The organism is Planotetraspora silvatica, assembly GCF_016863315.1.
Lineage (GTDB): Bacteria > Actinomycetota > Actinomycetes > Streptosporangiales > Streptosporangiaceae > Planotetraspora > Planotetraspora silvatica.
Genome location: NZ_BOOQ01000006.1, coordinates 57,970 through 83,414, shown reverse-complemented (window position 1 = coordinate 83,414; position 25,445 = coordinate 57,970). Strand labels below are relative to the sequence as shown.

Below are 25,445 nucleotides of genomic sequence, written 5' to 3'. Positions count from 1 at the left end.
ATGCACGCGTCACCGACGACCATGGGGGCGCGGGCCCTACGAAGGGAGTCAAGCCATGGAGGTCATGAAACTGATCTCGCGGATCCACGACAACGTGACGGTTCGACGGGTCTTCGGGGAGCCGATCACCGTGGACGGCGTGACGGTCATCCCCGTCGCCAGGATCGCCGCGGGTGGTGGAGGAGGCGGAGGCGGAGGCCCGAGCGCGCTTCCCGGCGATCCCGTCACGGACCGGGAGCAGGCGGGCGACCGGCACGCCGAGGGGGCGGGTGCGGGGTTCGGCCTGGCCGCGACCCCGGCGGGCGTCTACGTCATCAAGGAGGGCAAGGTCCGCTGGGAGCCGGCCCTCGACGTCAACCGCCTCGTGGTCGGGGGGCAGATCGTCGCCGTCGTGGCGCTGCTCACTCTGCGGGCGATCGTCCGCGGCAGGGCCAGGGCACGCGCGGGCGCACAGGGTGTGACGCGCCGCGGGCGCTGACCTCGCCGGCCGACGCCGCCTCCCGCCGGACAGGCGGAGGCGGCGCTCTGTTTTGGGCCTTGCCTGGAGAAAGAGCCGGGATTACGATCCGCTCAATTGTTAGGAAACTTTCCTAAAAGGAAGTGCTTCCACATGCGCCGATTAGCCGCCGTGTTGTCGGTAATCGTCCTGGCGATCGCCATGGCCTCCCCCGCCTCCGCCGCCGACCGCCTGATCGCCACCTTCACCCTGAACGGCACCCAGGGGAAGTTCGTGGTGAGCAACCCGGGCGCCTCCGCGATCAGCGGCTGGTCGATCGAGTTCGACCTGCCGGCCGGGGTGACCGTGAGCAACGCCCAGAACGCGACGACCTCGCAGTCCGGGACCCATGTCACGTTGACCCCCGCCTTCTACATCGACACCGTCCGGGCGAACGGGAACACCGAGCCGTACAGCCCCACGTTCACCCTCAGCGCGGCGGCCCAGCCGGGCGGCTGCACCATCGACGGCGCCCGCTGTGACGGCACCGGCGATCCCGCTCCCCCGCCGGCCCCGCTCACGGCCCCGCTCACGGCGACGTACTCGGCCAACGGCACTCAGGCGAAGTTCGTGGTGAAGAACAACTCCGGCACCGCCCTCAACGGCTGGTCGATCACCTTCGAACTGCCCGCGGGCGTCACCGCGAGCGCGGCGCAGAACGGCACGCTGAGCCAGACCGGCCGTCAGGTGACGCTGAACCCCGCCTTCTACAACACGACGGTGGCGGCCCACGGTTCGACCGAGCCGTACAGCCCGGCGTTCACGCTCAGCTCCGCGGCGCAGGCCACGAATTGCCGGGTCAACGACGTGAGGTGCGACGGTTCGGCGGACTCGCCGCCGGGGGCGCCGGGCAACCTGCGCGCGCCCGTCAAGACCACCACGACCGTTTCCCTGGCCTGGGACGCGTCGACCCCGGGGAGCCTCCCGGTCACCGGCTACCAGGTCTACAACGGTGCGGCCCTCGTCACGACGGCGACGGGGACGACCACCACGGTCACCGGGCTGGCCCCGAACACCGGCTATTCCTTCACCGTCCAGGCGAAGGACCGCAAGGGGAACCTCTCCGCGGCGAACGGGGCGCTGGCCGTCCGGACGAACAACCCCGCCGACGACACCCAGCCCCCGACCACGCCCACGAATCTGCGCAGCACCGGCACGACCTCGTCGGCGGTCGCGCTCGCGTGGAACGCCTCGACCGACGACAAGGGAGTCGCGGGCTACGACGTCTACGTGGGCGGCGCCCTCACCACCACGGTGGCCGGCACCACCGCCACGGTGTCCGGGCTGTCTCCGTCCACCGCGTACACCTTCCAGGTCCGGGCCCGCGACCTGTACGACAACACCTCGGCGCCGAGCAACGCCGTCACGGCGTCCACCGGCGACATCGTCGGCAGCGGGTACGCCCGGGTCGGCTACTTCGTGCAGTGGGGCATCTACGGCCGGCAGTACTTCGTCCGCAACCTCGACACCACAGGAGCCGCGGCGAAGCTGACCCATCTCAACTACGCCTTCGCCAACATCGATCCGGTGAACCTGACCTGCCTGAACGGTGTCACCAAGGGCACCACGGCCAACCCGCAGGATCCCTCCCAGGGCGACGGGTCGGGCGACGCGGACGCCGACTACGGCAGGCCGATGAGCGCGGCGCAGTCGGTCGACGGCGTCGCGGACACCGGCTGGGAGGCATTGCGCGGCAACTTCAACCAGCTTCGCAAGCTCAAGGCCAAGTACCCGAACCTGAAGGTGCTGATCTCGATCGGCGGCTGGACCTACTCCAAATACTTCTCCGACGTGGCGGCCACCGACGCGTCCCGCCGGAAGTTCGTCAGCTCGTGCATCGACATGTACATCAAGGGCAATCTGCCGGTGTACAACAGCGCGGGCGGAGTGGGCAGCGCCGGCGGGATCTTCGACGGCATCGACCTCGACTGGGAGTGGCCGGGCTCGGACGGCCATCCGGGCAACCACGTCAGCCCGAACGACAAGGCGAACAACACCCTTCTGATCGCCGAGTTCCGCAGGCAGCTCGACGCCCTGACGACGGAGACGGGCAAGCGCTACCAGCTCACCGCCTTCACCCCGGCCGACCCGGCGAAGATCGCGGCGGGATGGGACCTGCCACAGGTCGCCAAGTCCCTGGACATCTTCAACATCCAGGGCTACGACTTCCACGGCGCCGGAAGCGACAACTCGTGGGAGCCCGGCAGGACGGGGCACCAGGGCAACCTCTACGCCGACGCCGACGATCCGTACTCGTTCCATTTCAGTGTGGAGAACGCGGTGAACTCCTACCTCCAGGCCGGAGTGAATCCGCGCAAGCTCACCATCGGCCTCGCCTACTACGGGCGGGGCTGGCAGGGCGTCGCCGACGGCGGAAGGTCCGGTGAGTGGCAGGCGGCGGGCGGAGCGGCCCCCGGGCAGTTCGCCGAGGAGGCCGGTACCCGCGGGTACTCGAACCTGGTGTCCGGCGTGCCCGGCTGCACCGTACGGCATGACGAGCAGGCGGTCGCCACCTACTGCTTCACCGGAAACGGCGGCCAGTGGTGGAGTTTCGACGACGCCTGGTCGATCGGCCGCAAGACCGCGTGGCTGAAGAGCAAGGGGCTGCTCGGCGCGATGATCTGGGAGATGTCCGGAGATACCGGATCCCTGACCACCGCTCTCGACGCCGGCCTGAAATGACGCCGGCCTGAAATGACGCCGGCCTGAAATAGCGCCACGCCGGGGCCGGCTCCGCGCTCGGAGGCGGCCCCGGCTCAGCGGAAGGCCGCGAACGCCACTCCCGCCGCGGTGGCGATCACCGTGGAGAAGATGACGAGAACCATGATCGTGCCGAGGGGGTTGCGGTGAGGCCGTGCGGGGGCCGCCATCGGCGTGCGCACGGGGTAGGGGGAGGCGACCGTCGAAGGCTCCGGCCGGGGGGACGGCGGCTTGGGCGTCGGCGGTCGCTGCCGTACGACAGGCAGCGGCGGCGGTACGGGCCTGGCAGGCGCGGGGACGGACACCCGCCGTGTCGGTGAGGGGGAAGGGGAGGGCCGCGGGGGTGGGGGATCCGGCGACGGCTGAGGCTCCGAGCGGGCGCACGGGGGCTGTGCCAGGATGCCGACCTCGGCCTTCAGCCGGACCAGTGCGTGGAGATCGACGCAGACGCCGATGCCCAGACCGCCGTTGTCCGGGGGCCGTGCCCCCACCTTCACCTTGACGTCGGCCTTCACCAGAGGGGCCGGTGGAGGTTCGGCCACGGCCGGCAGGGCCACCCCGGCGGCCACGAGCGTGAAACCCGCGACGGCGCCGCCCGCCACCGCGAGCATCCGTGTGAAGCCCATGGGTCACCGACTCTCGGGGATTCGCTGGAACTCCTGCAGCGCGCTCGCGAAGGCGTCCGGTGTGACCGCCAGCCCGCCGGTGAACACGCGGGAGATGTCCCAGGCCAGGTAGATGCCGACTCCCAGCATCACCGCCATCGCCAGCATCGGCACGAGGGCGAATCCGCGAGGCCGTGCGCCCGCCAGGAACGGGAAGACCACGACTACGACGCCCGTCACGATCGTCAGCAGCATCACCGCGGCAGGAGGCGTGGCCTTGGCGTCGGCCGCCCTCTGCCGCCGGGCGGCGGACAGGTCCGCCAGCCGGTCGAGGGCCGCCCCCTTGGCGCCGCGCGCGTCGTCGTCGGTCACGTTGAGCGCCGCCACCTGGGTGCGCAGGGAGTCGAGACGCCACGAGCCCTCGGGGCTGAGCCGGCCCGACGCCATGAGCGGCCACTCACGGTCGAGCACGAAGCCCACGTAGTCGCGCAGCCCCGCCTGCACCTCGGCACCGGCCGGGGCCGGCAGCGCGGCCGCGGACCAGTAGGTCTCCACCGCGGCCTGGGACTCGGTGTAGGTGTTCTGCCTGGCGGAGTCGACGGTCGTCCACGGCACGACGATCGCGATGGCGAACACGAGCAGGAACAGAGAGGAGACCATCGCCCCCGCGTGCCCCGAGGAGGTCTCGTCCCCCGTCTTCCCCCGGGCCAGCTTCCGGAACAGGAAGGCGGACCCGGCCACGAGGCCGACCGCCGCCACCACGGCGAATGCGCAGACGAGCATTGACCATCCCCATAGACGAGTTCAGCCGGCAGGCCGGAGGCTTTCCCGATCACTTTGCGTTACATGACTACCACATGAAGTGACGTTGAGGCTCGCCTTACCGCAAAGATCGGACGCGCGGTTCGGGGCGGTTAGGGGCGCTATTTGGGGAGATGGTCGCCGCTCTCGATGGAAAAGAGACCGAGGTGGCGCGCCGGGTACATCCATCAGTGCCACGTCCTCGAGCACGAGGGCAACGACATGATGCGGCCATGGCGGCTGGGTGACGTCCCGGCCCGCACGCCCGGACACACCCACACGCGGACGGCCCGGCGCCGCCCCGCCCACCGGTTGATCGTCGACGGAGGTGATCCACATGCGCGTGGTGATCGCGGGCGGGCACGGCAAGATCGCCCTGCGGCTGGAACGGCTGCTCGCCCAGCGCGACGACGCCCCCGTCGGCCTGATCCGCGACCCGGCCCAGGCCGACGACCTCAGGTCGGCCGGCGCCGAACCCGTGCTCTGCGACCTGGAACGGGCCGGGGTCGGCGAGGTCGCGGAGATCATCCTGGGCGCCGGCGCCGTGGTGTTCGCGGCGGGCGCGGGTCCCGGCAGCGGGGCCGCGCGCAAGCAGACGGTCGACAGGGGCGCCTCGGTCCTCCTGGCCGACGCCGCCGAACACGCGGGGGTGCCGCGGTTCATCCAGATCTCCACGATGGGCGGCGGCTCTCCACGCACGCGCGGGTCGGGTGAGTCGTGGAGCGCCTACATCACGGCGAAGGCCGCGGCCGAGGAGGACCTCAGGTCCCGCGAGCTCAGCTGGACCATCCTGCGTCCCGGGCGCCTGACCGACGAGCCGGGATCCGGGCTCGTCACGCTGGCGGACCCGCCGCTCCCCTACGGCGAGGTGTCACGCGACGACGTGGCATCGGTGATCGCGGCGCTGCTCGACCGCCCGGAGACCCGGCACCGCACACTGGAGCTCATCGGCGGAGGCGTTCCCATCGATCAGGCCATCCGCCTGCTGGTCTTCCGCTGACCCTTCTTGCCCCGACCCGCAGTCCACCCGCCGGTCAGCGGGCACGCGGGCGTCTTGCGCCGGCCCGCCGTCCACCCGCCGGTCAGCGGGGGCGCGAACGGCGGGTGCGGTCGGGGGACGACGACGTCGGGACCTCGTTCTCCTCCGGTGCGAGCTCGGCGGCGAGTCTCGCCAACTCGACCCGCGAGCCGATGCCGAGCTTGCGGAAGACCTGACGCAGATGGAACGACACCGTGTGCGGTGACAGGAACATCCGGGTGGCGACCTGACGGTTGGTCAGCCCATGGGCAACGAGGGAGGCGACCGTGCCCTCCGTCTCGGTGAGACTGCCCCACCCGGTCGACGGCCGCTCGCTGTAGGTCCAGTGCCTCCGCCGTACCCCGAGCCGGCGGAGCCGGGCTCGCACGCGGGCGACGTCGCGGAGGGCGCCGACCCGGTCGTAGCCCTCCAGCGCCTGCTCCAGGCACAGGACGGCGGCGTCGGTGTCGGGCGCGCCCGCCGTACTCCCCAGCAGGGCGCCGAGATCCTCCGACGCGGAGGCCCGGCTCCATGGATCCCGGTAGGAGGCCGCGGCCCGGGAGAGCCTGGCGGAGTCCCCGTCGAGGAGCCCTCGCGCGTGGTCCGCCGCCGCCGCGAGCACCGGGAAACCCGGGTTGTCGCGCTTGAGGCGCTCGGCGGCTTCGACGACCTCTTCCGCGGACTCGCGGTCGCCGGTCATCAGCGCGATCCGGGTCATCCAGGCCGCGGAGGGGGGCTCCACGACGAGCAGCCACATGCGCCGTTCGCGGTCGGTGCTCTCGAGCATCTCCTTCGCCGCCCCCGGCCCTCCCGTCGCCTCGGCGAACAGGGCCAGGGCCCACAGTCCCCACAGGGATCCGAACCTCAGGCCCAGCGCGGCCTGCTCGGAGCGGTAACGGTCGATGTGGCGGGTCGCCGCCGCGATGTCACCGGTGCGCACGGCGACGATGGCGAGCACGGCATAGCCGAACAACTCGAACGCGTGCGTGCCGAACTCTTCGGCGAGGGCGAGGCCGGTCTGCGCCTCGACGGAGGCGTCGTCCATCCGGCCGGCGACGAGCCGCAGGCGGGCACGGAAGAACGCCGGGTTCGCGGCATAGGGCGTGTGGCCCGCCCCGCGGACCTCCTCCTCCGCGGCCTGGATGTTCGTCTCGGCCTCCTCCAGTCGCTGCATGCACGTGAGGATCCGAGCCAGCAGCAGCCGGGGATGGGTCAGGCGAGCCGAGATCGATCCCTCACTCGCGATGAGGACGGCCTCCCGGAACTGGTCGAGCCCCGCCTCGACGCGCCCGTCGAGGAAGTTGAGATGCCCCAGCAGCAGGAGCGCGCCGACCCTGGCGTCAGGCGACCTGCCCGGGTCGGCGAGGACGCCCTCGGCCCGCTCCTCGCCGCGCTTGAACTCGTTCAGGGCGATCAGGGCCTTGAACCAGGCGAGCTCGACGACGCCGGACAGTTCCGGGGGGAGGTCGGGCTGGACGAGGGCGATCTCCGCCTCCGCGAGTGACTCGCCCGGCTGGCCGCCGAGCAGCATGATGACCGCGAGCTTGCACCGCAGTTCCACGGACTTGGCGTCGGGCAGCGTGGCCAGGGCCTCGCGAACGAGGTCGGCCGCCTCGGCGAGGCGTCCGGTGACGGTGAGGGCGTCGACGGCCGCCGCCGTGCGCGCCAACCGGTGGGAATCGTCGTCAGGAGTGAGCTCCAGCGCCCGGAGGGCGAGGTCGGCCGCGGTCTGCGGGGAGGCGCAGAGCACCTCGCGAGCCGCCCTGTCGAGACCGTCGAGCGCCCGGGTGTCTCCGGGGCGGGCACTGTGCACGAGATGGGCGGCTGCCGGGACGCTGCTTCCTCCCCTGTTGAGCAACATCTCGCCTGCCTGCCGGCGCAACGCCAGGCGCACCGGAGGGGTGACGGCGTCCGTCACGGCCTGGCGCAGGAGGTCGTGGCGGAACGCCAGCAGATCACCCGACGGCACCAGGACACCCGCGGCCGTCGCCTCCTCGAGTGCGGGCAGCAGGCGGCTCGCCGGCTCACCGAGCATCTCGGCCAGATCATGGACGGCGAACGAGCGGCCGAGGATCGCCGCGACCTGGAGCATGTGGCGGGTGGGCGCCGCCAGCCCGTCCAGGCGCTTGCGTGTGATCGCCCGGACCCAGGGCAACTCCGCCCACGCCAGCCGCGCGTGGCCGCCGTCGATCTGGACGGCGCCCTCCTCGTTGATCTTTCCGAGCAGCTCGACCAGCAGAAACGGATTGCCACCCGTCGCGCCGGACAGCGCGAGGACGTCCGGCCCCGGGGACGCCTGCAGGACATCCTCGACGATCAGCGCCACGGCGTCGTCCGCGAGCGGGCCCAGCCGGACCGGCGTGGCGCCGTCGCGTTCCAGCGCCTCGAACAGCCGGTCCAGGCGAGGAGGGTCGTCGCCCGACCCCCTGGTGAGAGCGAGCATCCAAACCAGCGGATAGCTCGTGAGATCCGCCGCCAGCGTCCGGAGGGCCAGCATGGTCGTGGAGTCCGCCCAGTGGAGGTCGTCGAGGGTGACCAGCACGGGGCCCTGGGCCGCCCGGCCCTCCAGCCGTGATCGAAGTTGCTCGGTCATCAGCAGACGGAGGTCGAGGACATCGGAGACGGCCATCCCCGTGAGCAGCGCGTGCGGCGATTCCCCCAGGGCCGATATCAGCGGCATCAGGGGCATCATCTGGCTCAACTCATCGGCCGTGCCCCGCAGGACGGCGAAGCCGGTGTGTTCCGCCACCTCCGCGGCCTCGTGCAGGAGCCGGCTCTTCCCCATGCCCATCTGGCCTTCGACGAGCAGGACGCCGCCCCGGCCCTCCGTCGCGGCCCGCAGAGCCCGGGCCACCGCAGCCCATTCCCGCTCCCGGCCACGCCAGCCTGGCCTCGACGACGACTGGAAGTCGGCCGCGGACCCCGAGCCGTGCGAGGACGAGCCTCCCATGAAGTCATGACACCACTTCTCACGTCAGCGCCTGCAAGTGGGGGCCATGGCAGCGGCTCCGCGGGACGCAAGCTACGCGGACGTGCGATGTGGAGGAAAAGGTTCCCGGGCCACCATGAATACGACCCGCCGGACACCTCCGGCGGGCCCGGGCGCACGACGACAGGGGGGCTACGGGTCATGTCGCTATCCGCACGTCTCCCCGGGCCGCGAACGATCCGCGGCCGTGTCACGCTGCTCGTCACCGTTGTCGCCGCGTTCCTGCTGGTGCCCGCGGCCGTGGCGGGCGCCGTGGTGGCCCGCCAGGCCTTCGCCAGGGCCGCGTGGCTGGACGCGAGAAGCCAGGCCACCCTCACCGCCGCCGAGATCCGTGCCGGGCGGGCGATCGGCGGGATCACGCCGCAGGTCCCCGGCATCGATCTCATCCAGGTCGTGTCACCGGCACATCAGATCACCGCGTCCTCGGACGCGGCACGCGGTCTGGGCCCGCTGGCGACCGTCCGACCGTCCGCCGGCTCCCTGAAGGACATGGAGACCTGCGGCCATCCGCGTGTCGGCTGCGTGCGGCTCGCCGCCGTGCGGGTCGGGCCCTCCGCCGACTCCCCCGTGGTGTACGCGGGCCGGTCCACGCCGCACGGGCTCTCGACCGGAGTGCTGGACCTGCTCTTCGGAGCTCAGGCCCTCGGTCTGCTGGCGCTCGCGTCCCTGGCCACGTGGAAGGTCACCGGCCGGACACTGCGGCCGGTCGAGGACATCCGGGCCGAACTCGCGGGGATCAACGCCAACAGCCTGAGCAGCCGCGTGCCCGAGCCCTCCGGGGACGACGAGATCACCCGGCTCGCGCAGACCGTCAACAACACCCTGCGGCGACTGGAACGCTCGCAGGAACGCACGGAACGAGCGCTCGAACAGCAGAGAAGGTTCGCCTCCGACGCCTCGCACGAACTGCGCACCCCCATCGCGGGCGTCCGCGCGCAGTTGGAAGAGGCCCTGCTCCATCCCGACGCGGACGGCATCCCCGAGTTGCTGCAGAACACGCTGCGTGATGTGGACAGGCTCGAGCTGATCATGACCGACCTGCTCCTGCTGGCCCGGGTCGGCGCCAACGAGCCGGTCGAGCGGCAGCAGGTGGACCTCGACTGCCTGGTGCGTACGGGTGTCCCCCCTTGTGGGGGCGGACCCGCCGTCGAGCTGCGGCTCACCCCTCAAATCATCGTCGAGGGCGTCCCCGCACAGCTCGACCGGGTCCTGGTCAACCTCCTCGACAACGCCCGGCGCCACGCCGTACGCCGAGTGCGGGTCGAGGTGCGCCGCGACCGCGACATGGCCGAGCTGAGCGTCAGCGACGACGGCACCGGCATCCCCGACGCGGACAGGGACCAGATCTTCGACCGGTTCACCCGGCTCGACACCGCCCGGTGCCGCAACCGCGGTGGCACTGGTCTCGGCCTGGCGATCGCCCGCGACATCACGGTGGCCCATCACGGCACCCTGCACGTGGAGAAATCCGATCTCGGCGGAGCGCGTTTCGTGCTCAGGCTGCCGCTCGCGAAGCCGTCCCAGGAAGAGATCGGGCCTGTCACCGTCAGGACGGTCCTCAGCGGCCGCGGCCGTAAGGCGGAGCGGGCCTTCACCCCGATGCCTCCGCGGACTCCGATGGCCCCGATGACCCTGACCGGCAGGACCGACCCCGCGGGCTGAGCCGGCAGGACCGACCCCGCGGGCTGAGCCACCAGAGACGCCGGGAACGGCCGCCCCACCAGGCCTCACCGCCAGGGATCGGCCACCAGCCTCACCGCCAGATATTACGGATGGTGAGGCAATCCTGACGAATTGGAACATTGACCGGTCGGTCAATCAGGAACATGGTCGGATCAAAGGGTCATCTCTCCCCATGTTTCGGAGGCACGGATGGATCTCACGAGATCGTTGTCCGACGTCGTCGCCCTGCTGGCCGGTCTGGTCGCGGCGCTCGCGCCGTTCTTCTGGGCCGATAACGCCGGTGCCGCGGGCCAGCCACTGCTCATCCTCGGGACACTCCTCATCGTGTCCGCCTTGTGGGCGATCCTGGGCGCCGGCGGCGCGAGTTCCTGGGTCACCGCCGCGTTCGGGGCACTGCTGTTCGTGTCCCCCTGGGCCTTCGGCTTCGACGGCGCGTCGGCCGCGGCGTGGACGGCGTGGATCGCCGGGGCCGTGACCGTCGTCGTCGGCCTGCTGACCACTCTCCAGGCCCGCAGCGCGGCCCCCGCCCGCGCCTGAACAGAGCCACCCGACCGATTCCCCGCCGCGCCTGAACAGAGCCACCCGGCCGAAGCACCCGTCTGAAGCACCCGGCCGAAGCCGCTCGACCGGAACCCCCGGCGTCTCGTGAACCGGCGGCCCCGCCCGCCCCTCGCTTCCGGCGAGAGCCGAGCGGGGCCGTACGCTCGCCGGGGGTCATCCGATCGGGCGGTCGGCACCGATCTGGGTGAGCATCTCCAACTGGTCGTAATAGACGCGTTGACTGGCGATCAGTCCGTCGTCCATGGTGCGGAGATCGCAGCCGCGGACGACGACATGCCGGCCGGTGGGCTGGAGGACCTCTCCGGTGGGCAGCAGGAACGGTCCGGCATGAGTGCTCGTGACCGTCCACTCCAGCATCACGAGATCCCCCGTCTCGGCCTTGCCGTGGGGTGTCAGCGTGATGTCGGGGAACCCCTCCAGGTAGAGCGCGAAGTAGGACGCGATCTCCTCCCGCCCCTCGGCAACGCCGCCCGGGCAGACGTAGATGGCACGCGGGCTGAAGCAGCTCGCCGCCTTCTCGAAATCATGCGCGTTGAACGCGGCTATCAATTCGTCGGTGATCTCTTGGTCGTCGAGCGTCATGAGAACTCCTCGATGGGAACACCCGGCGTGGCCGCCTGCACCGCCGGCTTCAGGGGCAGCCGCAGGACGAATCGGGCACCTTTCGGCGAGTCCTCGATCAGCAGCGTTCCGTTGTGGGCGTGGGCGATGTCACGGGAGATGGCCAGGCCGAGCCCGCTGCCCCCGGGTTCGCGGCGCTGCCCGTCGTCCAGGCGGACGAAGCGTTCGAAGACCCGCTCACGATCCTGGGGCGCGATGCCGTCGCCGTCGTCGCACACCGTGATCACGGCCTGGTCCCCGATGCGCAGGCCGACGACCTCGACCCTCGTGGAGGCGTGCCGCCGGGCGTTGGCCAGGAGGTTGTCGATGACACGGATCAACTGGATCCGATTGCCCAGGACGTACACACCGCGGCGCGCGCGGACGTGGACCGGCACTCCACCCACCTGGGCGGTCGCCTCCTCTATCACCAGCGCACCGATGTCGACCGGCTCGTGCGCGGCCGGGTCGCCGGCGCGGAGACGGGCCAGCACCAGCAGGTCGTCGACGATCGTCTCCAGGCGATCGGTGACGGACACGGCCTCCCGGATGGTCTCGTGGGGGTCGACCTCGTGGGGGTAGAGCAGCGCCTCCTCCAGGCGGGCGCGGAGACCCGTGAGGGGCGTCCTGAGCTCGTGGGAGGTGGTGGAGGCGAATCGGCGTTGCTGCCTCACCGCCTCCTCCAGCCGGGCCAGGGTCCGGTTGGCGGTACGGGCGAGCAGCGCGTACTCACTGTGACCCGGCGGCTCGGGCACCCGGAGGCTCAGGTCGCTCGCGGTGATCTCCGCCATGGTCGCGCGGATCGCCGCCACCCGGCGGAGGCTGCGGCCCGCCACCCACCAGTTCCCCCAGGCGATGAGGGCGGTGGCCAGCGTGATCGCGGCAGCGGTGAGGAACTCGAGCCGGTGCGTCGCCAGCAGGGACGGCAGAGTGGTTCCCGCGTAGAGGTAGTGCGGCTCACCGTGCCATATCTCGCGGGTCTCCAGTGGCGCCACCCTCACGGCGGCGAGCATGACGCACTCCCCCCGTGCGTCGCACACGGTGTGATCCTGCATCCGGTCGTCGACAGGAGGGCGCGCCGTGCTCAGGGCCGGTCTGCCCGCCGCCGCGGGACTGGCCGTCAGGACCCGGCCGCGGGAGTCGACGAGCTGGATGAGGTCGATGCGCGTCTTCGGGGCCGGCCGCGGCGTGTACCCGGGCTGCACGGTGCCCAGGTAGTTGGCGGCGGCCCTCTGCGCCTCCTGGGAGATCTGGGCCCGGATCCCGCCGACGATCAGGAAGTCGATGCTCGTGCCGATGGCGGTGAGGAAGAGCAGGGCGAATCCCGCGACGGCGATCGTGGTGCGTGCGCGGACCGAGTCCGGAAGAAGCAACCGTCCGCCTCCCAACGCGGTTCACTCTTTGGGGAAATGTCCAGGTCAGCTCCCCTCTTGAAGGTAACCGCAAGAAAGCGATGAAAGGCCCATATAAGGGCAAAAGTAGACCGGCACATTACCTGCGCCGGAATCTCGTTCTCTCGGGGACGCGCAGCCCGGACGGCCGCTCCGGACGGACCTCTCGCGAGGACTGTCGTGCCGTTTGAGTACCACGATTTAGCCCGATATGTCGCCTCTTGACATCAGACTCGTGCGCGGTCACGCTGTTGCGCATAGTGCTGCTTGTTCCGTCAGACGAAACTGGGGTTTGCCGCATGATCCCTGCGTGCGCCCTCGCGGCCCTTCCCCGGGGCGAGGCATTCCGGCTCGACACCGTCGAACCGCCGATCGCGGTCTTCCACACCGACGACGGCGACCTGTACGCCGTCGACGACACGTGTACCCACCAGGACGCCTCACTCGCCGACGGCTGGCTGGAGGGATGCGAGGTGGAGTGCCCGCTGCACGCCTCCCGCTTCGACCTGCGGACCGGCCAGGTCGACGCCCCTCCCGCCAAACTGCCGGTGAGGACGCACGGCGTGGTCGTCGAGGACGGCACCGTCTACGTGGTCCCCTCGGACCTGCCGCCCAACCTGCCGCCAGGGGCCCGCGCGAGGACCGTGTGAGGCCCGCATGAGGTCCGTCGCCATCGTCGGAGCGTCGCTGGCGGGCCTGTACACCGCTCGGGCACTGCGTGACCAGGGGTTCGACGGCACGCTCACGATCATCGGGTCCGAACGCCATCGCCCCTACGACCGGCCTCCCCTGTCCAAGGAGTTCCTCGCCGGCCGGATCACCGAGGCCGACCTCGCTCTCGAGACCGAGGACGAGGATCTCGGCGCGGAGTGGCGTCTCGGCGTCCGCGCCTCGGGCCTCGACCGCCACGATCGCCGTGTCCTGCTCGCCGACGGGACGTCGATCACCGCCGACGGCGTCGTGGTGGCCACCGGCGCCACCGCCCGCTCCCTCCCCGGCGACTCCCCCTCACTGCGCGGAGTCCACACGCTCCGCTCGCTCGACGACGCTCTGGCGCTGCGCGCGGACCTCGTGACCGGCCGCCGCCTGGTCGTCATCGGCGCCGGTTTCATCGGGGCCGAGGTCGCCTCCACGGCTCGCGAACTGGGCCTCGGCGTGACCATCGTGGAGACGGCTCCCGCGCCGCTCGCCAGGGCGCTCGGCGGGGAGATGGGCACCGCGCTCGGCGCCCTCCACGAAGACCGCGGAGTCCTCCTGATCTGCGGCGTCGCCGTACAGGGCCTGACGGGAGACGACCGCGTGGACGGGGTCCTGCTCGCCGACGGGCGCCGGCTGGACGCGGACGTCGTGCTCGTCGGCATCGGCGCGCGGCCCGAGACCGGCTGGCTGGAGGGCAGCGGGGTCGACCTCGGCGACGGGGTGCTCTGCGACTCCGGAGGCGGCACGAGCGTGCCCGGCGTCGTCGCGGTCGGCGACTGCGCGTCCTGGTTCGATCCGGGACTCGGACACCACCACCGGGTCGAGCACTGGACCGGCGCGGTCCATCGGCCCACCGTCGCCGCCGCGACGCTCCTGTCCGGCGGGACCGCACCCGCCCCTCCGCAGGCCCCGCCGTACCTCTGGTCCGACCAGTACGGCAGGCGCATCCAGTTCGCCGGTCACACGCGCCCCGGTGACTCGGTCACCGTCGAGGAGGGCGACGTGGCGTCCCGCAGCTTTCTCGCCGTCTACCGGCGGGAGGACCGGCCCGTCGCGGTGCTCGGGGTGGACCAGGTCCGCCAGTTCACCCGGTGGCGCCGCAGGCTAGGCACCGTCAGCACGGGTTGAGGGATAGGGAGTGCATGTGAACCAGCCAACGGCCGGCGCATCGACCGGAGCGTCCACCGGAGCGCGGCCCGCGAAGGAGGCGGCGTGACCACGAGGAGCCTGCCCCCGAGCGTGATCGCCACTCTGCCCGGCGGTCACTACACCGACGAGAACATCTTCGCCCTCGAGCAGGCTCACGTCTTCGAGTCGATGTGGGTCTGCGTCGTCCGCGCCGCCGACCTGGCCAAGCCGGGCGCGTTCAAGACGGTTCAGGTGGGCCGGGAGAGCGTGCTCGTCACGCGGGCGCGCGACAACTCCATCCGGGCGTTCCTCAACGTCTGCCGCCACCGCGGCGCACGGATCAAGACCGAGGAGCGCGGCGAGGTCAAGCGGGCCTTCCAGTGCCCCTACCACGCGTGGACGTACGACCTCGAGGGCAAGCTCATCGCCGCCCCCAACCTCACCAAGATGCCGGACATCGACCGGGTCGAGTACGGCCTGATCAACGTCCACGTCCGGGAGTGGCTCGGGTACGTGTGGGTCAACCTCTCCGACGAGCCCACGCCGTTCGAGGAGGAGGTGCAGGGCCAGGTCGTGGAACGGCTCGGCGACCTCGACTCCATCCACAACTACGGCATCGAGGACCTCGGGCTGGCCCGGCGGACCGTCTACGACGTGAAGTCCAACTGGAAGCTCATCGTCGAGAACTTCATGGAGTGCTACCACTGCGCGACGATCCACCCGGAGCTCACCGAGGTGATCCCGGAGTTCGCCGAAGGGCTCGCCACGCAGCTGTCCGTGGGCCACGGGGCCGAGTTCGGCGAAGACGTCGAGGGCTTCACGGTGGACGGCTCGGTCGGCGCCGACCGGATCGACGGAGTCAGCGAGGACCAGGATCGCCGCTACTACGGGCTCACGGTCAGGCCGTTGGTGTTCGTCAACCTCGTGCCCGACCACGTGATCCTGCACCGGATGTTCCCGCTCGCGGTGGACCGCACGGTGGTCGAGTGCGACTGGCTGTTCCGTAAGGACGTGGTCGACAGCGGCCGCGACCTCGACTCGTCCATCGAGCTGTTCCACCGGGTCAACGTGCAGGACTTCGAGGCCTGCGAGCGGACCCAGCTCGGAATGGGCTCCCGCGCGTACGCCAAGGGCGGGGTGCTCGTGCCGAGCGAGCACCACATCGGCGGCTTCCACGAGTGGGTGCTCGACCGCCTGGGCACGACGCTCGCCTAGCCGGCGGGCCGGCGAGTGATCTTTTCAGGATCGCCGGACGGCTCAGCCGCCGTATCCCATGCGGCGGCTGATGTCATCCGCTCCGGCGATGAGGGTCGGCGCGAGCGCGTGCATCCGCTTCTCACTGAAGCGGTACGCCGGGCCCGAGGCGCTGACGGCGGCGACCACCTCGCCGTCGTGAGATCGGATGGGGGCCGCGATGGCGTTCAGCCCGATCTCGAACTCCTCCACGGTCACCGCGTATCCCCGCCGCCTGGCCTCGTCGAGCTCCGACCTCAGCTGCTCGGCCGAGGTGATCGTGCCGGGCGTGTACCGCTCGAGTCCCGAGACGCCGAGCAGCTCGTCGCGCTGCTGTTCGTCCAGGTGGGCGAGCAGCACCTTGCCGCTCGAGGTGGCGTGCAGCGGGGTGAGCTGCCCGACCCAGTTGTGGGCGGTGACCGCGGACGGGCCGCGTACCTGGTCGAGGTTGACCGCGTAGTGGGAGCGGGCGACGGCCAGGTTCACCGTCTCGCCGATCTCGTCGGCGAGACGACGGCACACCGGACGGCTCTGCTGTGTGAGGTCGAGTCTGGCCGCGACCCCTCCGGCGAGGCGGACGAGCCCGAAGCTGAGGCGGTACTTGCCCCGGTCCTCGGCCTGCTCCACCAGACCCCGGGCCTCCAGCGCGCCGAGCAGGCGAAACGCCGTCGACTTGTGCACCGCGATCTCCAGGGCGATCTCGCTCACGCCGGCCTCGCGCCGGCGCGAAAGGATCTCCAGGATGCTGATGGCGCGATCGACGGACTGGACGCCACCGCCTTCGGCTCGGGCACTGGAAGATTCTTCGGCCATAGCCGGACTGTAGCGCGCGAGCTGGACAGGACGGCCCGGCTGTTGCGAATTACGCACCCCATTGCACAGACCAATATCATCCTGCCCGGGAGGCAGACATGTACGACTTTGTCATAGTCGGCGGTGGATCGGCCGGCAGCGCTTTAGCGAACCGGTTGTCGGCCGACCCGTCGAACCGGGTGCTCGTGCTGGAGGCCGGCAGACCGGACTATCCGTGGGACGTCTTCATCCACATGCCCGCGGCGCTGACCTTTCCGATCGGCAGCCGCTTCTACGACTGGAAGTACGAGTCCGAGCCCGAGCCGCACATGAACGGCCGCCGGATCTACCACGCCAGGGGCAAGGTGCTGGGCGGCTCCAGCAGCATCAACGGGATGATCTTCCAGCGCGGCAACCCCCTGGACTACGAGCGCTGGGGAGCCGACCCCGGCATGGAGACGTGGGACTTCGCCCACTGCCTGCCGTACTTCAAGCGCATGGAGACCTGCCTCGCGGCCGACGCGGACGACCCCATGCGCGGGCACGACGGCCCGCTGGTGCTCGAGCGCGGGCCGGTGCGCAACCCGCTGTTCTCGGCGTTCTTCGAGGCCGTCCAGGAGGCGGGCTACCCGCTGACGGACGACGTGAACGGGTACCGGCAGGAGGGCTTCGCCCGCTTCGACCGCAACGTCCGGCGCGGACGCCGCCTGTCGGCCGCCCGCGCCTACCTCCACCCGGTGAAGAACCGGCCCAACCTGGAGATCAAGACCCGGGCGTTCGTCACGAAGATCCTCTTCGAGGGGAAGCGGGCGGTCGGCGTCGAGTACAACGGCAAGACCGTCCGGGCCGGCGAGGTGATCCTCTGCGGCGGCGCGATCAACTCGCCCCAGCTGCTTCAGCTCTCCGGCGTCGGCAACGCCGCGGAGCTGAAGGCGCTCGGCGTCGACGTCGTCCACGACCTGCCGGGCGTCGGGGAGAACCTGCAGGACCATCTGGAGGTCTACATCCAGTACGGCTGCAAGGAGCCCGTCTCGCTGCAGCCGGCGATGAAGCTGCGCAACCGGCCGTGGATCGGGGCGCAGTGGCTGTTCCTGCGCAAGGGTCCGGGAGCGAGCAACCACTTCGAGGCCGGCGGGTTCACCCGGAGCAACGAGGACGTCGAGTACCCGAACCTGATGTTCCACTTCCTGCCCGTCGCCGTGCGCTACGACGGCAGCTCGCCCGCGGGCGGGCACGGGTATCAGGTGCACATCGGGCCCATGTACTCCGACGCCCGCGGCTCCGTGAAGATCAAGAGCACCGACCCCCGGGAACACCCCGCGCTCCGGTTCAACTATCTGTCCACCGACCAGGACCGGCGCGAGTGGGTCGAGGCCGTGCGGGTGGCCCGTGACATCCTCAACCAGCCCGCGATGGGCCGGTACAACGCGGGAGAGCTGTCGCCGGGTCCTTCCGTCTCGACCGACCAGGAGATCCTCGACTGGGTGGCCAGGGACGGCGAGACCGCGCTGCACCCCTCGTGCACGGCGCGGATGGGCGTCGACGAGCTCTCCGTCATCGACCCGCTGACCATGCGGGTGCACGGCCTGGAGGGGCTGCGGGTGGTGGACGCGTCCGCCATGCCGTACGTGACCAACGGGAACATATACGCCCCGGTGATGATGCTGGCGGAGAAGTCCGCCGACCTGATCCTCGGCAACACCCCCCTGCCCGCCGAGCCGGTCGAGTTCTACCGTCACCAGAAGGTGAAGTGAGCACGTTGAAAGATCTCTACATCGGCGGGACCTGGCGGGAGCCGGTCGCGGGCGGCAGCCGCGAGATCCTTTCGCCGGCCGACGGCGGGCTCGTGACGACGGTCGCCGAGGCGACTCGTGACGACACCGAGCTGGCCATCGCCGCGGCGCGGGCCGCGTTCGACGAAGGACCGTGGCCGGGGACGCCCGAGCGGGAACGCGGAGCGCTGCTGCTGCGCGTGGCCGACCTCCTGGAGCGCGACCGCAAGGAGATCGCCACGGCCGAGTCGCTCGACACCGGCAAGCGGCTGGTGGAGAGCGAGTACGACGTCGACGACGTGGTGAAGTGCTTCCGCTATTTCGGCGGCCTCGCCGGGACCGACGCCGGGCGCGTGATCGACACCGGTCGTGACGACGCGATCAGCCGGGTCGTGTACGAGCCGGTCGGCGTGTGCGGGCTCATCACGCCCTGGAACTACCCGCTGCTGCAGACGTCGTGGAAGGTCGCCCCCGCGCTCGTCACCGGCAACACGTTCGTCCTGAAGCCGAGTGAGCTCACGCCGTCCACGGCCATCATGCTCATGCGGCTGCTGGAGGAGGCCGGGCTGCCCGAGGGCGTGGCCAACCTCGTGCTCGGCGCGGGAGCCTCGGTGGGCGCCCCGCTCGCGGACCACCCGGACGTCGACATGGTGTCCTTCACCGGCGGACTCGCCACGGGGCGGGTCATCATGGCCTCCGCGGCCGCGACGGTGAAGAAGGTCGCCCTGGAACTCGGCGGCAAGAACCCCAACATCGTCTTCGCCGACGCCGACTTCGAGGCCGCCGTCGACTTCGCGCTCACCGCCGTCTTCCTCCACTCGGGACAGGTCTGCTCGGCGGGCGCGCGCCTGCTCGTCGAGGACTCGCTGCACGACGCGTTCGTCGACGAGGTCGTACGGCGGGCCTCGCGGATCAGGCTGGGCGGGCCGTTCGACTCCGAGGCGGAGACCGGACCGCTGATCTCGGCGGCGCACCTGGCCAAGGTCGAGGCCTACGTGGCGGCCGGCGTGGCCGAGGGCGCCGTGCTGCGCTGTGGCGGGCAGCGGCTGCCGGGGAAGGGCAACTTCTACCCGCCGACCGTGCTCGACGAGTGCCACAGGGAGATGCGAGTGGTCCGGGAGGAGTCGTTCGGCCCCGTGCTGACGGTCGAGCGCTTCCGCGACGAGGACGAGGCGGTCAGGCTGGGCAACGACACCGACTACGGCCTGGCGGGCGCGGTGTGGACCCAGGACGCGGGCAAGGCCGCACGGGTGGCCCGGCGCCTCCGCCACGGAACCGTGTGGATCAACGACTACCACCCCTATGTGCCACAGGCGGAGTGGGGCGGATTCAAGCAGTCAGGCGTCGGGCGGGAGCTGGGCCCGACCGGCCTCAACGAATACCGCGAACCCAAGCACATCTGGCAGAACATCTCCCCCACCCCCCAAAACTGGTTCACCCCCTAACCCCCTCCACCCCTCGGGCGTGATCATGCACACATTCGTGATCACGCCCGTCTGCCTGCCCAAACCCACTCCGTGATCATGCACACCTTCGGCGACATGCCTGCCGACCCGCGCAAACCTCGGTCGTGATCATGCACAGGTTCGGCGATGGCCGCGTTGACCTGCACGAACCTCCGCCGTGATCATGCACGGGTTCGGCCGCAGACGGGTTGCCCTGCCCGAATCCATGCCGTGATCATGCGCAGATTCGCAGACGTACGGCCTGATCAGCGCTAATAGCTGACGTGATCATGCAAAGCCGCTCGCGCATGATCACGAAATGAATCTCCGCCGGTAGACGGGCATGATTCCGAACTTGTGCATGATCACGACCGAGGTTTGCGCGGGTCGGCAGGCATTCCGCCGAACCTGTGCATGATCACGCGGGAAGGGGCGGGAAAGGGAGGGGGATTTACGGGAGAAGGATGTTCTTGACAGGCATATGGGGTGAATAGGACGCTGTTGCGGGACGCGCATGACGTTTCGACATGCGCAACGACGGAGGTGTACATGGCTGGCCCGCGCGTCGTCATCATCGGAGCCGGAGTCGTCGGGGCCGCCCTCGCCGAAGAGCTCTCCGCCAAGGGCTGGACCGAGATCACGGTCGTCGACCAGGGCCCGGTTCCGGCCACGGGCGGCTCGTCGTCCCACGCCCCCGGCCTGGTCTTCCAGACGAACTCGTCCAAGACCATGACCGAGATGGCCAGGTACACGGTCGAGAAGCTGAGCGCGCTCGGCTGTTTCCTCCAGGTGGGCGGACTCGAGGTCGCCACCACGCCCGAGCGCCTCGTCGAACTGCGCAGGCGCCACGGCTGGGCCACCGCCTGGGGCCTGGAAGCGCACCTGCTGACCCCCGAGGAATGCGTCGAGCGGCACTCCCTCCTGTCCGCCGACCGGGTGCTCGGCGGGCTGTTCGTCCCCACCGACGGCCTGGCCAAGGCCGTCCGCGCGGTCGACGTCCAGCTCGAACGCGCACGCGAGCGCGGTGTCCGCGTCCTCGACCGGCACGAGGTCCTCGACATCCGCAACGAAGACGGCCGGGTCACCGGAGTCGTGACCGACCAGGGCGAGATCCCCGCGGACATCGTGGTCTGCTGCGCCGGAATCTGGGGGCCCAAGGTCGCCCGCATGGCGGGCATGACGCTCCCCCTCACGCCGCTCGCGCACCAGCTCGCCTGGACCGGCCCCGTCGCCGCTCTCGAAGGCCAGGCCGACGAGGCCGTCCGACCGATCCTGCGGCACCAGGACGCCGACCTCTACTACCGCGAACGGTTCGACCGGCTGGGCATCGGCTACTACGGCCATCGCCCCCTGCCGATCACCTCCGACGAGATCCTGCCCTTCGGCGAGGCGGAGGTCATGCCCTCGGTGCTGACCTTCACCGAGGACGATTTCGCGCCCGCCTGGGCCGAGACCCGGTCGCTGCTGCCGGACACGCGCGACGCCAAGGTCGAGGAGGGCATCAACGGGCTGTTCTCCTTCACGACCGACAACATGCCGCTGCTCGGCGAGTCCCCCGAGGTCAAGGGCTTCTGGGTGGCCGAGGCCGTGTGGGTGACGCACTCGGCCGGCGTCGGCAGGGCCATGGCCGAGTGGCTGGCCGACGGCCACTGCTCCTCGTTCGACCTGCACGAGTGCGACGTGAACCGGTTCGAGCAACACCAGCTCGCCCCCGACTACGTCCTGGCCCGCGACTGCCAGAACTACGTCGAGGTCTACGACATCATCCATCCGCTGGAGCCCCCGGCGGACCTCCGGCCGCTGCGGACCAGCCCCTTCCACACCCGCGAGCGCGAGCTCGGCGCGTACTTCCTGGAGGCGACCGGCTGGGAGCGGCCCCAGTGGTACGGCGCCAACGCCGGCCTGGCCGACGGCAGGGACATCCCCCACCCCGGCGACTGGGCGTCCCGCCACTGGTCGCCCATCGTCGGCGCGGAGGCCCAGGCGTCCCGCGAGTCCGTGGCCGTGTACGACATGTCGGCGCTCAAGCGCATCGAGGTCAGCGGGCCCGGAGCCACGGCCTTCCTCCAGCGCCTGTCGACCGGCGACGTCGACAAGTCCGTCGGCTCGGTGACGTACTGCCTGCTGCTCGACGAGGACGGCGGCATCCGCAGCGACGTCACCATCGCGAGGCTGGGCCGCGACCACTACCAGGTGGGCGCCAACGGCAACCTGGACCTGGACTGGTTCCACCGGCACGCCGACGGCACGGTCGTCGTCCGCGACATCACGGCCGGGACGTGTTGTATCGGCATCTGGGGGCCCCGTGCCCGTGAGGTCGTGGCGCCACTGGCCGGGCGCGACTTCTCCAAGGACGGCTTCCGCTACTTCCGCGGCAAGAAGGCCTACGTCGGGGCGGTTCCCGTCACGGCGCTGCGGCTGTCCTACATCGGGGAACTCGGCTGGGAGCTCTACACGACCGCCGACATGGGCGCCAAGCTCTGGGACACCCTGTGGGAGGCCGGCCAGGAGCACGGGATCATCGCGGGCGGCCGCGGGGCCTTCAACAGCCTCCGGCTGGAGAAGGGCTACCGGTCGTTCGGCACGGACATGACCTACGAGCACGATCCCTTCGAGGCGGGCCTCGCCTTCGCCGTCAAGCCCGACAAGGGCGACTTCATCGGCCGCGAGGCCCTGCTCGAACGCCGCCAGGACGTACGGCGGCGCCTGACCTGCCTGACCATCGACGGCCCCGAGGCCGTGGTCATGGGCAAGGAGCCGGTGTACGACGGCGACCACTGCGTCGGCTACGTCACGAGCGCGGCCTACGGCTACACGATCGGCAAGGGCATCGCCTACGCCTGGCTTCCCACCGAGCTGTCCACCCCCGGCCAGGTGGTGCACATCGGGTACTTCGACCGGCGGATCGCCGCGGTCGTCGCCGAGGAACCCCTGTTCGACCCCGCCATGGAACGCCTCCGCGGCTGACGCGGTCGCCGCATGAGCACCACCTCTGGAGGACCCGCCTTGAACTCACCCGAATCGCTGGTCGACATACCGCTCGCCGAGGCCGACCCCGAGGTCGCGGCGGCGATCGGCGCCGAACTGCACCGCCAGCAGTCCACGCTCGAGATGATCGCCTCGGAGAACTTCGCCCCGGTGTCGGTCATGCGGGCGCAGGGGTCCGTCCTGACCAACAAGTACGCCGAGGGCTACCCGGGCCGGCGCTACTACGGCGGCTGCGAGCACGTCGACGTCATCGAGCGGCTGGCGATCGACCGGGTGAAGGGCCTGTTCGGAGCGGAGGCGGCCAACGTGCAGCCGCACTCGGGCGCCCAGGCCAACGCGGCGGTCATGGCGGCCCTGCTCGAGCCCGGCGACACGATCCTCGGGCTGGATCTCGCGCACGGCGGCCACCTGACACACGGCATGCGGATCAACTTCTCCGGCCGCCTCTACAACGTGGTCGCCTACCACGTGCGGGAGAGCGACAACCTCGTGGACATGGACGAGGTGGAGCGGCTGGCCAGGGAGCACCGGCCCAAGCTGATCATCGCGGGCTGGTCGGCGTACCCCCGCCACCTCGACTTCGCGGCCTTCCGGCGGATCGCCGACGAGGTCGGGGCGTACCTCATGGTCGACATGGCCCACTTCGCCGGCCTGGTGGCCGCGGGGCTGCACCCCTCCCCCGTGCCGCACGCCCACGTCGTCACGACGACCACCCACAAGACCCTCGGCGGGCCGAGAGGCGGCGTCATCCTCTCCTCGGAGGAACTGGCCAAGAAGATCAACTCGGCGGTGTTCCCCGGTCAGCAGGGCGGCCCGCTCGAACACGTCATCGCGGCCAAGGCGGTCTCCTTCAAGATCGCGGCGAGCGCCTGGTTCGCCGACCGTCAGCGGCGCACGCTCGAAGGGGCGCGCATCCTCGCCGCCCGCCTCCTCGAACCCGACGCCGCCGCGGCGGGCGTGCGGGTCATCTCCGGCGGTACGGACGTCCACCTGGTGCTGGTCGACCTGCGCGAGTCCGAACTGGACGGCAGGCAGGCGGAGGACCGGCTGCACGCGGCCGGGATCACCGTCAACCGCAACGCCGTGCCGTTCGACCCCCGCCCTCCGATGGTCACCTCCGGACTCAGGATCGGGACCCCCGCGCTCGCGACGCGCGGATTCCAGGCCGCCGACTTCCAGGAGGTCTCCGACGTCATCGCGGCGGCCCTGATCGGCGACGGCGACGAGTCCTCCATCGCCCACCTGCGCGGACGCGTCGAGGCCCTGGCCGCGAAGCACCCGCTCTACACCGACGAGAACGCCGGAGATGGTTCGTGATGCGGGACGTCCCCGAGCATCCCGACTGGTTGTGGAGCAGCCCCGAGCCGAAACGCTCGTACGACGTGGTGATCGTCGGCGGAGGCGGCCACGGGCTGGCGACGGCCTACTACCTGGCCAAGAACCACGGGATCACCGACGTGGCGGTGCTGGAGCGCGGCTGGCTGGCGGGCGGCAACATGGCCCGCAACACCACGATCATCCGGTCCAACTACCTGTGGGACGAGAGCGCCGGGATCTACGAGCACGCCCTCAAGCTGTGGGAGGGGCTCGAGGACGACCTCGGGTATCCGATCCTGTTCAGCCAGCGCGGCGTGCTCAACCTGGCGCACAGCCTGCAGGACGTCAGGGACAGCGTGCGCCGGGTCCACGCCAACCGCCTCAACGGCGTCGACGCGGAATGGCTGGGGCCCGACGAGGTCAAGGAGATCTGCCCGATCGTCAACGTCTCGCCCGACGTGCGCTATCCGGTGCTGGGCGCGACCTACCAGCCGCGCGCGGGCATCGCCAAGCACGACTACGTGGCCTGGGGCTTCGCCAGGGCCGCCGCGGCGATGGGCGTGCACCTGATCGAGAACTGCGAGGTCACCGGCGTCGAGGTGGCCGGCGGCCGGGTCCAGGCCGTCCAGACGACGAAGGGCAGGATCGCGGCGGGCACGGTGGCCCTGTCCGCCGCCGGCCACTCCTCCGTCGTCGCGGCGACCGCCGGGGTGGAGTTGCCGGTGCAGACCCACCCGCTCCAGGCGCTCGTGTCGGAGCTGCTGGAGCCGGTGCACCCGACGGTGGTCATGTCCAACGCCGTGCACGTCTACGTCAGCCAGGCGCACAAGGGCGAACTGGTCATGGGCGCGGGCATCGACCCGTACAACTCCTACCGCCAGCGCGGCGCGTTCCACATCATCGAGCAGCAGATGTCGGCGGCTCTGGAGCTCTTCCCGATCTTTGCGCGGGCCCACGTCCTGCGCACCTGGGCGGGGATCGTCGACGTCACCCCGGACGCCTCCCCCGTGGTCGGCAAGACGCCCGTGGACGGCCTGCTCGTCAACTGCGGCTGGGGAACCGGCGGCTTCAAGGCGACGCCGGGCGTGGGCTGGTGCTACGCGCACACGATCGCCCACGGCGAGCCGCATCCGCTCAACGCCCCCTTCTCGCTCGAACGGTTCACCACCGGCGCGCTCGTGGACGAGCACGGCGCGGCGGCCGTGGCCCACTGAAGGAGATCCCCCG

Annotated in this window: 19 protein-coding genes; 13 read left to right on the top strand and 6 right to left on the bottom strand. The window is 70.7% G+C overall.

Going from position 1 to position 25,445, the window contains the following annotated elements; translation table 11 throughout:
* Nucleotides 1-55: 55 nt before the first annotated feature.
* On the top strand, nt 56-478 hold the full coding sequence (locus tag Psi02_RS06470; protein WP_203972524.1) for a spore germination protein GerW family protein: 423 nt from the start codon (nt 56-58) through the stop codon (nt 476-478).
* Nucleotides 479-610: 132 nt separating this feature from the next.
* Nucleotides 611-3,178, top strand: coding sequence for a glycosyl hydrolase family 18 protein (locus Psi02_RS06465; protein WP_203972523.1), 2,568 nt, complete (start codon nt 611-613; stop codon nt 3,176-3,178).
* Between the two features lie 74 nt (nt 3,179-3,252).
* Here Psi02_RS06465 and Psi02_RS06460 read toward each other — a convergent pair whose 3' ends face one another.
* Both Psi02_RS06460 and Psi02_RS06455 read right to left on the bottom strand, forming a co-directional pair.
* Nucleotides 3,253-3,822 carry a hypothetical protein gene (locus Psi02_RS06460; RefSeq protein ID WP_203972522.1) on the bottom strand — a complete coding sequence of 190 codons (570 nt, stop codon included), beginning with the start codon at nt 3,820-3,822 and terminating at the stop codon, nt 3,253-3,255.
* A gap of 3 nt (nt 3,823-3,825) precedes the next feature.
* Nucleotides 3,826-4,584 (bottom strand): bestrophin-like domain, encoded by a 759-nt coding sequence (locus Psi02_RS06455; protein WP_203972521.1) that lies wholly within the window; start codon nt 4,582-4,584, stop codon nt 3,826-3,828.
* Nucleotides 4,585-4,939: 355 nt separating this feature from the next.
* Here Psi02_RS06455 and Psi02_RS06450 point away from each other — a divergent pair, with 355 nt between their 5' ends.
* Nucleotides 4,940-5,602 (top strand): SDR family oxidoreductase, encoded by a 663-nt coding sequence (locus tag Psi02_RS06450; protein WP_203972520.1) that lies wholly within the window; start codon nt 4,940-4,942, stop codon nt 5,600-5,602.
* 82 nt (nt 5,603-5,684) lie between these two features.
* Here the strand turns inward: Psi02_RS06450 and Psi02_RS06445 are convergent, their stop codons facing one another.
* Nucleotides 5,685-8,570, bottom strand: coding sequence for a helix-turn-helix transcriptional regulator (locus Psi02_RS06445; RefSeq protein ID WP_203972519.1), 2,886 nt, complete (start codon nt 8,568-8,570; stop codon nt 5,685-5,687).
* Between the two features lie 180 nt (nt 8,571-8,750).
* Between Psi02_RS06445 and Psi02_RS06440 the strand changes: the two genes are divergently transcribed.
* Together Psi02_RS06440 and Psi02_RS06435 are read left to right on the top strand one after the other, a co-directional pair.
* Nucleotides 8,751-10,271, top strand: a complete 1,521-nt coding sequence (locus Psi02_RS06440) for a sensor histidine kinase (protein ID WP_203972518.1) — start codon at nt 8,751-8,753, stop codon at nt 10,269-10,271.
* A 210-nt stretch (nt 10,272-10,481) separates the two neighbouring features.
* Nucleotides 10,482-10,829, top strand: coding sequence for an SPW repeat protein (locus Psi02_RS06435; protein WP_203972517.1), 348 nt, complete (start codon nt 10,482-10,484; stop codon nt 10,827-10,829).
* Between the two features lie 177 nt (nt 10,830-11,006).
* Here Psi02_RS06435 and Psi02_RS06430 read toward each other — a convergent pair whose 3' ends face one another.
* On the bottom strand, nt 11,007-11,435 hold the full coding sequence (locus tag Psi02_RS06430) for an ester cyclase (protein ID WP_203972516.1): 429 nt from the start codon (nt 11,433-11,435) through the stop codon (nt 11,007-11,009).
* Nucleotides 11,432-12,826, bottom strand: coding sequence for a sensor histidine kinase (locus tag Psi02_RS06425; RefSeq protein WP_203972515.1), 1,395 nt, complete (start codon nt 12,824-12,826; stop codon nt 11,432-11,434). Before Psi02_RS06425 ends, Psi02_RS06430 begins: the two co-directional genes overlap by 4 nt.
* A 317-nt stretch (nt 12,827-13,143) precedes the next feature.
* On the opposite strand from Psi02_RS06425, the gene Psi02_RS06420 reads away from it, so the two are divergent.
* The 3 genes from Psi02_RS06420 to Psi02_RS06410 all read left to right on the top strand — a co-directional run bounded on the left by Psi02_RS06420 (nt 13,144) and on the right by Psi02_RS06410 (nt 15,886).
* Nucleotides 13,144-13,494: a bifunctional 3-phenylpropionate/cinnamic acid dioxygenase ferredoxin subunit gene (locus tag Psi02_RS06420; RefSeq protein WP_203972514.1), complete on the top strand. Its 351-nt coding sequence runs from the start codon at nt 13,144-13,146 to the stop codon at nt 13,492-13,494.
* A gap of 7 nt (nt 13,495-13,501) precedes the next feature.
* Entirely contained in the window at nt 13,502-14,671 is a 1,170-nt protein-coding gene (locus Psi02_RS06415; RefSeq protein ID WP_203972513.1) for an NAD(P)/FAD-dependent oxidoreductase, read from the top strand.
* A gap of 84 nt (nt 14,672-14,755) precedes the next feature.
* On the top strand, nt 14,756-15,886 hold the full coding sequence (locus Psi02_RS06410) for an aromatic ring-hydroxylating oxygenase subunit alpha (RefSeq protein WP_203972512.1): 1,131 nt from the start codon (nt 14,756-14,758) through the stop codon (nt 15,884-15,886).
* Between the two features lie 42 nt (nt 15,887-15,928).
* Here Psi02_RS06410 and Psi02_RS06405 read toward each other — a convergent pair whose 3' ends face one another.
* Entirely contained in the window at nt 15,929-16,717 is a 789-nt protein-coding gene (locus Psi02_RS06405; protein WP_203972511.1) for an IclR family transcriptional regulator, read from the bottom strand.
* A 98-nt stretch (nt 16,718-16,815) separates the two neighbouring features.
* Here Psi02_RS06405 and betA point away from each other — a divergent pair, with 98 nt between their 5' ends.
* From betA to Psi02_RS06380, 5 genes are all read left to right on the top strand, one after another.
* Nucleotides 16,816-18,450: a choline dehydrogenase gene (gene betA / locus Psi02_RS06400; RefSeq protein WP_203972510.1), complete on the top strand. Its 1,635-nt coding sequence runs from the start codon at nt 16,816-16,818 to the stop codon at nt 18,448-18,450.
* Nucleotides 18,447-19,913 (top strand): aldehyde dehydrogenase family protein, encoded by a 1,467-nt coding sequence (locus tag Psi02_RS06395; protein ID WP_425564482.1) that lies wholly within the window; start codon nt 18,447-18,449, stop codon nt 19,911-19,913. Before betA ends, Psi02_RS06395 begins: the two co-directional genes overlap by 4 nt.
* 549 nt (nt 19,914-20,462) lie before the next feature.
* On the top strand, nt 20,463-22,880 hold the full coding sequence (locus Psi02_RS06390; RefSeq protein ID WP_203972509.1) for a GcvT family protein: 2,418 nt from the start codon (nt 20,463-20,465) through the stop codon (nt 22,878-22,880).
* Nucleotides 22,881-22,892: 12 nt separating this feature from the next.
* Complete coding sequence (gene glyA, locus Psi02_RS06385; RefSeq protein WP_203972508.1) at nt 22,893-24,218, top strand: serine hydroxymethyltransferase; 1,326 nt, start codon at nt 22,893-22,895, stop codon at nt 24,216-24,218.
* Complete coding sequence (locus tag Psi02_RS06380) at nt 24,218-25,432, top strand: sarcosine oxidase subunit beta family protein (protein WP_203972541.1); 1,215 nt, start codon at nt 24,218-24,220, stop codon at nt 25,430-25,432. Before glyA ends, Psi02_RS06380 begins: the two co-directional genes overlap by 1 nt.
* Nucleotides 25,433-25,445 lie beyond the last annotated feature (13 nt).